The following is a 12,803-nucleotide window of genomic DNA, read 5'->3' on the forward strand; positions in this document are numbered from 1 at the left end:
CGTGTTGTTGGCTCCGATCCCCATTTCAGGACGGAGTCGAAACATGACCACGGCCACCGAAACTCGTGACAAGAACGGCCGGTTCACCGGCAGCAAGAAGGATGGCAGCGAAACCGGCAACGGTTCGCGCGGGCTGGGCGCGCTTGCGGGCGCAGTCGCCGGCGGCGCCGCGCTCGGCGTGCTCGCGATGCTCGGCCGCAAGGCGATCGTCCAGGCGCCCAGCGCGCTGGCCGGCGACTGGGTCGATGCGCTGGTGCTCGAGCACAAGGCGGTGATGAAGCTGTTCGACGCGATGGAAGCGACCGACGAAAACGCCACCACGCGCCGCTCGGTGCTGCTCGCCCAGATGAAGCATGCGCTGATGAAGCATGCGATCGAGGAAGAGAATGTGATCTATCCGGCGCTGCGCGACGCCGGCAAGCAGGCCGAGGCCGACGAGCTCAACAAGGAGCACGGCTATGTGAAACAGTATCTCTATGAGCTGGAGAACATGCCGAACGCCTCGCCCGAATGGCTGCAGACCGTGCGCAAGTTCCGCGCCGACATCGAGGCGCATGTGAAGGAGGAGGAAACCGATCTCTTCCCGATGCTGCGCGCGACGCTCAGCGAGGAAAAGAACAAGGCGCTGACGCTGGCCATGAACAAGGAAGGCTTCAAGGTCGCCTGAACCGATCGCCCCTCTTCGCCGCTGGCGGGGGGGGGCGTTCGCTTATTTGCCGAGCCTTGCGACCCGGTCGCGCTCGCTCTCGGGCACCAGCCCTTCCAGCACTGCCCAGAAGCCGCCGACCGCCTGACGGTCCGCCCGCGAATAGGCCGCGCTCATCTTCTCGCGCAGCGCCTCGAACAATTCCGCTTCCAGCGCCGCGCCGCTTTCGGTCAGCCGCAACAGCCGCTGGCGGCGATCCCTGTCGCCGGTGCGCGTCTCGACCAGGCCGCGTTCGGTCAGGTCGCCCAGCACCCGGCCCAGCGATTGCTTGGTAATCGCCAGCAGTCCCAGCAATTCGCTGACGGTCAGGTCGGGCTGTCGCGCGATGAAATAGAGCGCGCGGTGATGTGCCCGGCCCAGTCCCTGATCGGCCAGACCCGCATCGATCGACCGCGTCAGGTGCGAATAGCCGAAATATAGCAGCTCGACGCCGCGCCGGATCTCGGGCTCGCGCAGGAACAGCGGGGAGGCAGGAATTGGGGCAGCCATGTTGACCATTCTTGCCACCGCGCGTAGTCGTCCGCAACCCGAGTTGAGGAGTGGATGGCGAACATGGCGACGATCCTGGATTTCGAGTTCGAGGCGCACACCAACCCGATCGCAGCCGACGATCGGACCGCACTCCTCGCCAATCCGGGTTTCGGCAAGATTTTCACCGATCACATGGCGGTCATTCGCTATTCGGCGGAAAAGGGCTGGCACAATGCGCGGATCGAACCGCGCGCGCCGCTGCAGATCGATCCTGCCTGCGCCGTACTCCATTACGCCCAGGAAATCTTCGAGGGGCTGAAGGCCTATCGCCTGCCTGACGGCGGCGCGGCGCTGTTCCGGCCCGAGGCGAATGCGAAGCGGTTCCGCGAATCCGCGCGCCGCATGGCGATGGCCGAACTGCCCGAGGAGATGTTCCTCAGCTCGATCCGCGAACTGGTCGCGGTCGACCGCGACTGGATCCCGGAGATCGAGGGCGGCTCGCTGTACCTGCGCCCGTTCATGTTCGCCAGCGAGGTCTTCCTGGGCGTGAAGCCTGCATCCGAATATCTCTATATCGTCCTGGCATCGCCTGCCGGCGCCTATTTCAAGGGCGGCGCGCCGTCGGTTACCCTCTGGGTGTCGGAGGATTACACCCGCGCAGCCCCGGGCGGCACCGGTGCCGCCAAGTGCGGCGGCAACTATGCCTCCAGCCTGGTCGCCCAGTCCGAGGCGATCCGCAACGACTGCGACCAGGTCGTCTTCCTCGACGCTGCCGAGAGCAAGTGGGTCGAGGAACTGGGCGGCATGAACATCTTCTTCGTGATGGACGACGGATCGGTGATCACGCCTCCGCTGGGCGGCACGATCCTGCCGGGCATCACCCGCGAATCGCTGATCACCCTGGCGCGCGATGCCGGCGTCGACGTGCGCGAGGAGCGCTATTCGATCGACCAGTGGGAAGCGGATTCGAAGAGCGGCAAGCTGCGCGAGGCCTTTGCCTGCGGCACCGCCGCCGTGGTCACCCCGATCGGCCGCGTGCGCGGCCGAACCCGTGATTTCGTCATCGGCAATGGCGGCCCCGGCATCCTGACCGAGAAGCTGCGCACCGATCTGGTCGCGATGCAGCGCGGCGAGGCACCCGACCCGCACAACTGGCTGCAACGGCTTTTCTGAGGCTTCCCAAGCGCGGCGATGCCACTATAAGCCGCGCTTCCCGGTGGGGCGTCGCCAAGTGGTAAGGCAACGGTTTTTGGTACCGTCATTCGCAGGTTCGAATCCTGCCGCCCCAGCCATCCGAATCCTCGTGATTCGGCCTTAACGCTTTGAAAGATCGACAAGTTTCGACGCGGAGGCGGGAAGCTCAGTTGGACTCGGTCGGACCGGGTACGCCTGATTTGGACGGCTATTGTATCGTAAATTGTATCGCGTTTTTCAGGTGCCTGAAGTCGGCTGGAGTCGGTCATTGCACGCACGAAGCAGGCGCTCATCCTCGCCGCTATCGATAATCTGAGATCCGGGGCTCTGCAGGACCTGCTCACGCCTGAACCCTCGATCGAAGTCGCCACCAGCGGCGGGAAGGTCTGAACCGCCCCGGGTTTGCCGGAGGCCTTGGGTCGTAAGTCACGCTGCCATATCGATATTGTCCGCGGCAGCATAATATTGCTCTTCGGCTTCGGCAGGCGGGATATTGCCGATGGGTTCGAGCAGGCGACGATGGTTGAACCAGTCGACCCATTCGAGCGTGGCATATTCGACGGCTTCGAAGCTGCGCCACGGCCCATGCCTGTGGATCACCTCCGCCTTGTAGAGGCCATTGATGGGTCTCGGCCAAAGCACTGTCGTAGCTATCGCCGACGCTACCGACCGACGGCTCGATCCCGGCTTCGGCGAGGCGCTCCACATAGGCGGTGCAGGCATATTGGGCGGATTCAACCGGTCGCTATGAATGGATGAGGCCGCCCCGATGGGTCGGCCGGCGGCCCGAGGTGAGCAGCGTCCGTGACCAGTGTCTCGCCCGGCGCGCGGTTCCATCGATGGTCGGTCGGAAGCTTGTGGATCGGAGGCGGCCCCGGGAGCCGTGTCGCCGTCGGTGATCAGAGCTGTGAGGGCAGGGAACCAGCCTTTGCGGGCAGCCGACCCTAACTGTTCGGTCGGCTTCCTATGGGCTGACGTACGAGCTTATCGGAGAACCTCATATAGATATTGACATGGTGGTATTATAGACGAATTGTCACATACAAGACGCAGCGTCGGACAGGGTGAGGGAAGTGTCATGCAAATTTTGTCACAGCGCAGCTTAGGCAAGCGAATCCGTCGGGAAATTTGCTCATCAAAATCTCGTAGAGTGGCGCAAGCGTTGTTGACTGCAAGTGTGCTTTCGCTCGCGCCGATGGGGTCCTCGGCCTCGGCGCAACCGACTGCTGACCCCGCCGCACCTGACCAGTTCACCTGGCTCGCAAAGGCGCGTGATCCCAAGGCTCTGGATTGGGCTGCCCGGCAGTCCGAGAAGACGATGCAGCGGCTTACCGCCAGCCCGGAATTTGCTGCCGTCGAGGCTGAAATCAAGCAAGCGCGCGCTGCGAGTTCGCCGGCACCCAATATTTTCCTGGTGGGAGACAAGGTCGTCCGCTTCGTGCGGAACGATGAGTACAAGGCTGGCGCCTTTTACGTTGCGCCGCGGCAATCGGCTGCCAATGGGCGCGCGATCGACTGGCGGCTTGTGCTTGACGTGGGTGCTCTAAATGCCCGCGAAGGCAAGCAGTACGAGGTCATGTTCCTGAACCTGAACGTTCAATGCATGCCGAAGGCAGAGCGTTGCCTGCTCCCGTTCGGCAATGGTGGATCCTCGTTCGTTGAATATCGCGAATTTGATTTTTCAGCTGGCGAGTTCGTCAAGGGCGGCTTCCACAGCCCGCCGACTCGCGGCGATTTCGCATGGCTCGACCCCCACACCATTCTCATCGGGTATATCGGCAAGCCTGCCGACCAGCTGGCGAGCGGCTTTGCGCAGACGATTGTCGCCTGGAAGCGCGGAACGCCGATAGCGGAAGCCAAACCGGTTTATTCAGCCAAGCCGTCGGACTCGATGGTGAGCGCGACGACGATTGGAGCGGGCGCCACGCAACGGGGTCTTCTCACTCGAGTCGTGGACTATTCGAACTTCGAGCTCTATTTCGCCGGACAAGACGGGACCGTCGAGCAGCTCAGACTTCCCACCAGACTTCAGAATTTCGGTACGGCATTTGTGACCGGCAACCACCTTGTCGTGCAACTGGCTGACGCAGCGGTGATCGAGGGCAAGGCCTATGCCGCAGACACGCTCATATCATATGATCTGAAAGCGCCGGAAGGTCACCGGGTATCCACGGTCTATGCGCCGGCTTCTGGGTCCTACGTCAACGACCCCTTCGAAGGCATAGCGGGAACCGGGGACGGGATCGCATTTGTCGAAACTCGCAATCTCAAAAAGACTCTCGTGCTGGCGCGGCCGACGTCACGCGGCTGGTCGATCACGCGCTCGCTGTCCGCGCCGTCCGGGGTCGCGATGACCATTCCCGGCAATGACCGCTTTGGACCAGGGCTGATCGTGCGGCAGACGGGATTTCTGCAACCGACCCAGACAAGCCTCGTGCTGCCAGGCCGCAAGCCGATCCCACTGTTCACCGGCAAGCCGGTTGTGGACGCCAGCAAATATGTGGCGGAAGTTCATTCGGCCCGGTCTCGCGACGGGACGATGGTCGATTACTATCTGGTTCGGCCCAAGCAGGCAAAGCCGGGGCCCATGCCCGTCATTCTCTCAGGCTACGGCGGATACGGCATAAACGTGGAGCCGAGTTACTTTACCGGTGACCTCGGGCTGGGGCTTGTGGCCTGGCTCTCGCGCGGTGGCGCCTTCTCGCTTGCCGCTATTCGTGGGGGTGGTGAGCGCGGATCGGCATGGGCCAATTCGGCAAAGGGCATCAAGCGGCAACGCACATTCGACGATTTCGCCGCTGTCGCGCAGGATATGGTGAATTCCGGCATCACCACGCGAGGAAAGATCGGCAGCTTCGGGCGGTCGTTCGGAGGCTTGCTGTCGGCCAACATGGTAACCCAGCAGCCCAAGCTGTTCGGCGCTGCCATCGTGGGCGTGCCGGTCACCGATCTGTTCAGGAGCGTTGACGATGGCAGCATCATCGATGCAGGTCAGACCACGGAAACCGGTGACCCTAAGGATCCCAAGCAGGTTCCTATAATGCTCGGCTATTCCCCCTATCAAAATATACGTCGGGGCATACGGTATCCCCATGTCCTGACCGTCGTATCAACAGAGGACGGGCAGGTCGGGCCGGGCTTCGGACGGCGCTTCGCGGCGAAGCTGCAAAGTGTCGGTGCGGACTCGCTGCTTTTGGAAGGACCTACCGGCGGCCACGGTTTCCCCAGTGAATTTGCCAATCCCAAGGAGCACGCGGCGCAGGTTACCTTCTTCATCGAAAGCTTGATGAAATAGGCCCGTGCGATGTTCGATTTCTAACCGACTTCGACGTGCGGTCGACCCAGGCACCACCCCCCGACCGTTCGTTACGGGCTGCCGCCTTGCAAACCCTCGGGCGGACAGGCCTGGCCCCACATTGCGGGAGCCCGTCCATTTGGGCCATGGCGCGCTTGAGAGAATGACCGTGCGGGTTGTTGGCGAGACTGGGATCGGTACAGGCTAACGGGCTACATCCATAGTGCCGACGAGGCGCAGCCGGATGTCCGTCTCGCGCATGCGAACGATCTTATGTCGCCCGGCGCGGTCTCTTGCGCGACTGGTATCCGATACCGAACGAGCCAAAGGCGTCAGCGAGAACAGAAGATTGCGGGTTCGGGTACGGTGTGTCGAACTCCATGGATGATCTGAAACCCGCTCGCTCGGCCGTCGAAGAAGCGTCTGGGCATGTGACGCAACCCTTCAAGCGCGCATCAGCAATGCACCCCCATTCGCACTGCAACCGCTTGGATCCTCGCGGCGACGATATCGGACGGCGCGACGAGACTTTGGCTGGATTGATGATCAGCATCAGGAGCCGCTGTCCCTTGGTTACGACACTGCCCGCCGGAACCGCCGCAGAAGCGATACGGCAAAGGCCTCGCAACTGAACGCAGCATCGCTGCTCGAGGAAAGGGCCCGGGTCCGTAAGAACATGCCGTATCTCACCTTCTGCAGATCACACGCTGCCTCCGGGGAGTATGCCGATGCATGTCGGTGCAGGCGCTGCAAGCGTGACCGGTGCATGAGGTCGCCAACCCGATGGTGCGCGCCACATGTGCTCGACCCAACCAAAGGTCGTTGACCGGAAGCGAGTATTCGCGATCAGAGCCCTATCGTGGTTGACATCGTGATGGCATGGACGAATTGTCACAGATAAGGCTGCGCGGCTAGCGTTAGGATGTGTCATGCAAAGTTTTTCAAACCGCAGAGTTGGTCAGCAAACGCTTTTGCGGGCTGGCCGGGTCAATCGCTGCAGACTTGTGCGAGCTATGTTGGCCGCCAGCGTTCTTTCGCTCTTGCCGATGGGCGCTTCGGCCCTGGCGCAGGCTGCTGGCGATCCCGCAGCGCCGGACCAGTTCACTTGGCTCGCCAAGGGGCGTGATCCCGCGGCTTTGGATTGGGCGGCGAAGCAATCCGAGGAGACCATGCGGCGGCTTACGGCCAGCCCGGATTTCGCTGCCGTCGAGGCGGAAATCAAGCAAGCACGCGCTGCGAGTTCGCCGGCGCCGAGCTTTTTCCTGCTCGAAGACAATATCGTCCGATTCGTGCGCAACAATGAGTACAAGGCCGGCGCGTTTTACGTTGCGTCGCGGCGAGCGGTTGCCGACGGACGCGCGATTGACTGGCGGCTCGTGCTCGACATGGATGCTCTGAATGCCAGCGAGGGTAAAGAGTATGAGGTCATGTATTTGAACCTGAACGTTCAATGCCTGCCGAGGAAAAATCGCTGCCTTCTCCCGTTCGGTAATCGCGGATCTTCTTTCATAGAAAATCGGGAATTTGATTTTTCCGCGGGTGAGTTCGTCAAGGGCGGCTTCCACAGTCCGCCGACCCGCGGCGATTTCGCTTGGCTCGATACTGACACAATCATCATCGGGTATGTTGCCAATCCTGCTGATCAGCTGGCGAGCGGGTTCCCGCAGAGGCTGGTCGCTTGGAAGCGAGGCACGCCGATAGCAGATGCCAAGCCGGTCCTGTCAGCCAAGCCGCTGGACTCGATGGTGAGCGCGACGACGATTGGCGCAGGGGCTACCCAACGGGGCCTTCTCACCCGGGTAATCGACTATTCGAACTTCGAACTCTATCTCGCCGGACAAGACGGATCAATCGAGCAGCTCAAACTTCCGACCAGGCTTCAGAATTTCGGCACGGCTTTTGTGACCGGCAGCAAGGTTGTCGTGCAGTTGGCTGACACAGCGGTGATCGAGGGGAGATCCTACGCGGCAGACACGCTGATATCCTACGATCTGGAAGCCGCGGATGGCCACCGAGTATCAACAGTATACACGCCGGCAAAGGGCTCGTACGTCAACGACCCCTCCGAAGGCATAGCGGGAGGCGGCGATGGAATCGCTTTCATCGAAACCCGCGACCTCAGGAAGACGCTGGTGATCGCTCGGCCTGCGGCGCGCGGTTGGTCGATCACGCGATCACTGTCCGCTCCGCCTGGGGTGGCGATGACAATTCCGAGTAATGATCATTTTGGACCGGGCCTGATCGTACGGCAAACCGGGTTCCTGCAACCGACCCAGACAAGCCTCGTCCTGCCCGGCCGTAAGCCGATCGCGCTGTTCAGCGGCACACCGGTGGTGGATGCGAGCAAATTCGTGACCGAAGTTCATTCGGCCAAATCTCGCGACGGCACGATGATCGACTATTATCTGGTCAAGCCCAAGACGACAAAACCCGGTCCTGTGCCCGTTATCCTGTCTGGCTATGGCGGCTATGGCATAAATGTGGATCCGAGCTATTTCACAGGTGATCTTGGTTTGGGGCTCGTTCCCTGGCTTACGCGCGGCGGCGCTTTTTCACTTGCCGCCGTTCGCGGTGGCGGTGAGCGTGGCTCGGCATGGGCGAATTCGGCGAAGGGCATCAAAAGGCAGCGCACCTTCGATGATTTCGCGGCAGTTGCGCAGGACATGGTGAATTCTGGCCTCACCGCGCCCCGAAGGATCGGAAGCTTCGGACGTTCATTCGGCGGCTTGCTGTCGGCGAATATGGTTACGCAGCAGCCGGATCTATTCGGTGCCGCTATCGTGGGGGTTCCCGTCACCGACTTGTTCCGAGGCGTTGACGATGGCAGCATCATCGATGCAGGCCAGGCCACGGAGACGGGCGACCCGAAGGATCCCAGTCAGGTCCCGATAATGCTGGGCTATTCCCCTTATCAGAATATACGCAGCGGAATCCGTTATCCCCATGTGTTGACCGTGGTTTCGGCAGAAGACGGAATTGTTGGACCCGGTTACGGACGGCGCTTCGCGGCGAAGCTGCAAAGTGTCGGTGCGGACTCGCTGCTTTTGGAAGGGCCTACCGGCGGTCACGGCTTCCCCAGTGAGTTTGCGAATCCGAAGGAGCACGCGGCGCAGGTGATCTTCTTCATTGAAAGCTTGATGAAGTAGCGACGTCGGGGGCTTGCCGCCGAGCTCGCCACCCCCAGGCTCGAGTGACTTGCGCCATTATCCGCGTCGCTCATCGGGTAATCGACGAAGCACGCCCAAGCCTGCAATAAGGGCAACGGCCAGCCCCGGGGCAGCGAGCGCAGGGACAAGGGCAGGCGCGACCCCCGCGGAAATGATCAAGCCTGCCAGCAGCGGCCCCGCCACCGAACCGGCCCGGCCGACGGATACAGCGGCGCCGACGCCGGCGCCGAGTATTTCCGGCGGATAGGCCATCGGCCCCAGCGCATAGAGCACGAGCTGTCCGCCGATCACAAAAAAGCCGGCGGCAAACACGCCGAGGATCAGGGCATCGTTCGGGCCCAGTGAGAGTATCAGCAAAGCTGCGACCATGCCGGAATAGGCCGTGGCCAGGACGATGCTCGGCCGGCCGATATCGACAAGGCGTCCAAGGACGAGACTTCCTACCACCGCCCCGCCGTTCATGATCAGGGCAAACCTGGCAGCTTCGGCGCCGGAAAAGCCCTGGGAGACCAGCAGCGATGGCAACCAGTTCAGCAAGAGATAGACGACGAGCAGCGTGAAGAAATAGGCAAGCCAAAGCCGCAGCGTGATTGCCGAGCGAGTGCCCAGCAGCTTTGCGTCACGCTCGGATTCAGATGAAGTCGCAACCGTGCCGCCAGTCCGCTCGGCCTTGGAGCTTGCCGCCGGTAAGCCGAACGCAATCGGGATCAGGAGCAGGAGCGGCCCGAGCCCACCGGCCCAGAATACCGCTCGCCACTCCGCCCCCCCGTGAAATCCCAAAAGGGCTCCTGCGGCGGCGCCGCCGATCGGGAGGCCGCAATACATGAAGCTGAGCGCCGTGGCGCGATAGCGAGGAGGAGCGGATTCGGATGTCAGGGCGATCAGATTGGGGAACGCACCTCCCAGGCCAAGGCCCGCCAGCAGGCGGACGGTGACCAGGATCGGGAATGTCGATACCTTGGCGGTTGCGAGCGAAAACAGCCCGAGCATGAGCATCGACAGCAAGAGAGCGGAGCGGCGGCCATATCGGTCCGAGAGCCTTCCCCCAAGCGCTGCACCGATCATCAGCCCGACGGTGCTTGCGCTCATGAGGATGCCCATTTCGCCCGGCGAGAAGCCAAGCTCGCGCGAGAGCCCCGGCGAGGCGACCCCCATCGACTGAATATCGAGTCCCTCAAACACTGCTATGAGAAAGCAGATGAAGATGATCGTTGCCGCGCCTGGCTTCTGAACCTTCATTTTTTTCCTTCCGCGGGGATCGTGCCCGGGATCCGCATCCTCGCTCCGCTTCGATCCGGACAGGGCAAGTAAGGGCAGATGTCCCAGCCTTGGTCGACCATCTTCTTCCTCCAACCTCAAGCCGCTGCCCGGCGTCAATATTTTGCCTGACCGGTAAAATCGGACAACCCGATATCGGGAGGATGGTGCTTGGAAAATGACAAACTGTCTATATATGTTTGTTGTATCAACCGGAGCGCCCGGGTTTCACCGCAGCTCGATTAGAAATGGCAGGGGATGGATGGACGTTCGGGCTGATACTTTCGTGCGCGAAACATCATTGGAGTCGCGAGCTCCCGCGCACATGATCGATATCATCGGGTCGGCCGACCTGGCGGCGCTTCTGACGATGGACGATGCAATCAAGCTGGTGAAAACAGCGATGATCGACGTGTCAGCGGCGCGAAGCTGGGCGCCCCATCGTTGGGTCGAGCAACTGGAGCGCGGCGGAGCGATGGCGCTGATGCCTGGCGGAATGTTCTCCGACAACCGGTTCGGCATCAAGGTGTTAAGCCTGTTCAAGCCAGCAGCCCGGGGGAGTCTTTCCGGACATCAGGGGGCCATGCTCCTTTTTGACAGCGTCGACGGTCGCCCGCTGGCGATCGTGGAAGCGAGCTCTCTGACGGCGCTTCGGACCGCAGCCGCCACGGCGGTCGCAACAGATGCCCTGTCTCGTCCGCAATCGCGCGTGCTCGCATTGCTCGGGGCCGGCGCGCAGGCGGTTCGTCATGTCGAGGCGATGACTGCCGTCCGTTCGTTCGACGAGATCCGCATTTGGGCGCGGGATCGGACCAAAGCGGAGACCTTTGCGGAAAATCATCTCCGGGGCTTCAAGACCGTGACGGTCGCCAATGACGCCCAAACGGCGATAATCGGCGCCGACGTCGTTTGTACGCTCACGCATTCGGACACGGCGGTTGTGCGAGGCGAATGGCTCGAGCGGGGCCAGCACCTGAATTTGATCGGAGCGAGCACAGCCGCGTCTCGTGAAGTTGATGTCGAGGCGGTCAGGCGATCGAGGTATTTCGCGGACTCACGCGCAAATGCACTTTTGCAAGCCGGAGAGCTTCGGGACGCCATCGCTGCCGGCATCGTTGGCGAGGATCACATCGCCGCCGAGATCGGCGAAGTGCTCGGTGATGCGGCGACGGGCAGGGAGGGACCGGACCAGATCACCATTTACAAGTCTCTGGGACACGTCGCTCAGGATATTGCCGTTGCCGGGCGCGCCTTTGAGTTGACGTCGGCCAGGCAATGGCATGGGCGGTTGCCATGGTGAGTACTGGTCGGAATTTGGTGCGCGGGCCAACATCCTGACTCATCCTCGCGGGCCTGCATCGCACTTGCGCAATCGCCTTCGATGCTGTCCTGCGTGCTGACTTCCGGCTTGGGATTGCCACGCGGGCGCCGATCGCTGCGGCCCGCTGGCACTTCACGCCGCTTGCGACAGGACTTCGATCAGCTGCTCGATGTCGTCACGTCCGTTGTGGACCGATGGAGCGATCCTGATCTTGTCTGGCTGTAAAGTGACCGCGATCTGAGCGGCCGTCAGCTTTGCCTGGAGCCGTTCGCGCAACCCGGGCTTTTCGAAAGCAACAAACGGACCTGCTGCGTTTCGTGGCGTGAGCGGCGTATAGCCCAATCCTGGCAGAACATCTTGCAGGCGGCTCAACAGGGGCGCCCGGTGTTGCGCTATGCGGTCCACGCCGATGCTGCTGATGTAGTTCATGGCCGCCACCGCGATCGTGAGACTTCCCCATGCGGGCGTACTGACTTCGAACATGCCGGCCGTGTCAGTCGCAAGCGACCAATCTCCTCCGGCAGGTCCCGGTGGTTGGCTTGGCAAAGCATGCATCTGGTATTTCTTGACGCCGCGCCAGCCGAGTTGCACTCGGCGCAATTGCGCCAGTCGGTCCGCGCGAACGTATAGAAACGCGGCGCCGAAATCGCCCATCAACCATTTGTAAGTTCCGGCACAGCAGAAGTCGACGCCCGAGGAGCGAACGTCGATCGGCATCGCCCCCGCTGCCTGAATGATATCGGCGAACACCAGCGCTCCGCGGGCATGCGCAATCTCGCACACGCGGCGCAGATCATGCGTGTGTCCGGTCAGGCTGGAAACGAGCGTTACCGCCACCAGGCGCGTGCCGGGTACGATCGCTGCTTCCAGGGCGCCATAGTCAATCGTGCCGCCGGACGGCGCGATAACGGTCAGTGGCATGCCCAGCTTGTGGCGCTCTCCGTACATCGCCAGCGATGCACTATAGTGGAAAGAATCGGTCACGACGCCGGCACCCGGCCCGAGATCCAGAGCGGCCGCGATCAGGTTCTCACCCTCGTTCGTGCTCGGGACAATCGCGATTTCCCGTGGATCGGCACCGATCAGGGCGGCGAATGCAGCCGCCGCCGCATCGCGATCGTTATCGACGGGAAATTCGCGCCAGCCGTCCCTCCGCCTCGTTTCCAGATGCCGCCAACCCGCATCTGCCGCAACATCAGGCAGAACATGGGTATAGGCTGCGTTGAGATGAACGCCCTTGTGCGAAAAGGCGGTCCGATCAGGCAGCGCGACAATCGCCCTGCCGGTCCCGGTCTGGTTTGAGGCATCCGAGCGAATAGCTGCAGATGCACTCACCGGGAGCGCTGCGGCCGCGTGAAGGATGTCCCGTCTCGTCAACATAATCGCTCTCCA

At 62.0% G+C, this 12,803-nt stretch carries 8 protein-coding genes, 1 tRNA gene and 1 pseudogene; 6 read left to right on the forward strand and 4 right to left on the reverse strand.

Annotated features, from left to right (window positions below; translation table 11 throughout):
- The first annotated feature begins 43 nt into the window (after window positions 1-43).
- The gene (locus tag TPR58_RS05900) at window positions 44-667 is read left to right on the forward strand and encodes a hemerythrin domain-containing protein (protein WP_346245700.1); all 624 of its coding nucleotides are present in this window, start codon (window positions 44-46) and stop codon (window positions 665-667) included.
- Between the two features lie 42 nt (window positions 668-709).
- Here TPR58_RS05900 and TPR58_RS05905 read toward each other — a convergent pair whose 3' ends face one another.
- The gene (locus TPR58_RS05905; RefSeq protein WP_346245701.1) at window positions 710-1,195 is read right to left on the reverse strand and encodes a MarR family winged helix-turn-helix transcriptional regulator; all 486 of its coding nucleotides are present in this window, start codon (window positions 1,193-1,195) and stop codon (window positions 710-712) included.
- 63 nt (window positions 1,196-1,258) lie between these two features.
- On the opposite strand from TPR58_RS05905, the gene TPR58_RS05910 reads away from it, so the two are divergent.
- Both TPR58_RS05910 and TPR58_RS05915 read left to right on the forward strand, forming a co-directional pair.
- Window positions 1,259-2,350, forward strand: coding sequence for a branched-chain amino acid aminotransferase (locus TPR58_RS05910; RefSeq protein WP_346245702.1), 1,092 nt, complete (start codon window positions 1,259-1,261; stop codon window positions 2,348-2,350).
- A 44-nt stretch (window positions 2,351-2,394) separates the two neighbouring features.
- Window positions 2,395-2,469, forward strand: a tRNA-Gln gene (locus TPR58_RS05915).
- A gap of 328 nt (window positions 2,470-2,797) precedes the next feature.
- Here TPR58_RS05915 and TPR58_RS05920 read toward each other — a convergent pair.
- Window positions 2,798-3,080, reverse strand: a pseudogene (locus TPR58_RS05920) (integrase core domain-containing protein); the annotation flags it as partial.
- Window positions 3,081-3,449: 369 nt separating this feature from the next.
- Here TPR58_RS05920 and TPR58_RS05925 point away from each other — a divergent pair.
- Together TPR58_RS05925 and TPR58_RS05930 are read left to right on the forward strand one after the other, a co-directional pair.
- On the forward strand, window positions 3,450-5,666 hold the full coding sequence (locus tag TPR58_RS05925) for a prolyl oligopeptidase family serine peptidase (RefSeq protein WP_346245703.1): 2,217 nt from the start codon (window positions 3,450-3,452) through the stop codon (window positions 5,664-5,666).
- Window positions 5,667-6,595: 929 nt separating this feature from the next.
- Window positions 6,596-8,812, forward strand: coding sequence for a prolyl oligopeptidase family serine peptidase (locus tag TPR58_RS05930; protein ID WP_346245704.1), 2,217 nt, complete (start codon window positions 6,596-6,598; stop codon window positions 8,810-8,812).
- 57 nt (window positions 8,813-8,869) lie between these two features.
- On the opposite strand, the gene TPR58_RS05935 is transcribed toward TPR58_RS05930, so the two are convergent.
- Complete coding sequence (locus TPR58_RS05935) at window positions 8,870-10,072, reverse strand: MFS transporter (RefSeq protein WP_346245705.1); 1,203 nt, start codon at window positions 10,070-10,072, stop codon at window positions 8,870-8,872.
- Between the two features lie 343 nt (window positions 10,073-10,415).
- Here TPR58_RS05935 and TPR58_RS05940 point away from each other — a divergent pair, with 343 nt between their 5' ends.
- Window positions 10,416-11,390, forward strand: a complete 975-nt coding sequence (locus tag TPR58_RS05940; protein WP_346245706.1) for an ornithine cyclodeaminase family protein — start codon at window positions 10,416-10,418, stop codon at window positions 11,388-11,390.
- A 153-nt stretch (window positions 11,391-11,543) separates the two neighbouring features.
- Here TPR58_RS05940 and TPR58_RS05945 read toward each other — a convergent pair whose 3' ends face one another.
- Window positions 11,544-12,746: an aminotransferase class V-fold PLP-dependent enzyme gene (locus TPR58_RS05945; RefSeq protein ID WP_346245707.1), complete on the reverse strand. Its 1,203-nt coding sequence runs from the start codon at window positions 12,744-12,746 to the stop codon at window positions 11,544-11,546.
- Between the last annotated feature and the right edge of the window lie 57 nt (window positions 12,747-12,803).

It is taken from the genome of Sphingomonas rustica, from assembly GCF_039652585.1.
GTDB lineage: Bacteria > Pseudomonadota > Alphaproteobacteria > Sphingomonadales > Sphingomonadaceae > Sphingomonas > Sphingomonas rustica.

Bases quoted from the DNA above. Each gene is read 5' to 3' on its own strand.
- TPR58_RS05930 (WP_346245704.1), top strand. From the start codon at position 6,596: ATGCAAAGTTTTTCAAACCGCAGAGTTGGTCAGCAAACGCTTTTGCGG.
- TPR58_RS05935 (WP_346245705.1), bottom strand. From the start codon at position 10,072: ATGAAGGTTCAGAAGCCAGGCGCGGCAACGATCATCTTCATCTGCTTT.
- TPR58_RS05940 (WP_346245706.1), top strand. From the start codon at position 10,416: ATGATCGATATCATCGGGTCGGCCGACCTGGCGGCGCTTCTGACGATG.
- TPR58_RS05900 (WP_346245700.1), top strand. From the start codon at position 44: ATGACCACGGCCACCGAAACTCGTGACAAGAACGGCCGGTTCACCGGC.
- TPR58_RS05905 (WP_346245701.1), bottom strand. From the start codon at position 1,195: ATGGCTGCCCCAATTCCTGCCTCCCCGCTGTTCCTGCGCGAGCCCGAG.
- TPR58_RS05925 (WP_346245703.1), top strand. From the start codon at position 3,450: ATGCAAATTTTGTCACAGCGCAGCTTAGGCAAGCGAATCCGTCGGGAA.
- TPR58_RS05910 (WP_346245702.1), top strand. From the start codon at position 1,259: ATGGCGACGATCCTGGATTTCGAGTTCGAGGCGCACACCAACCCGATC.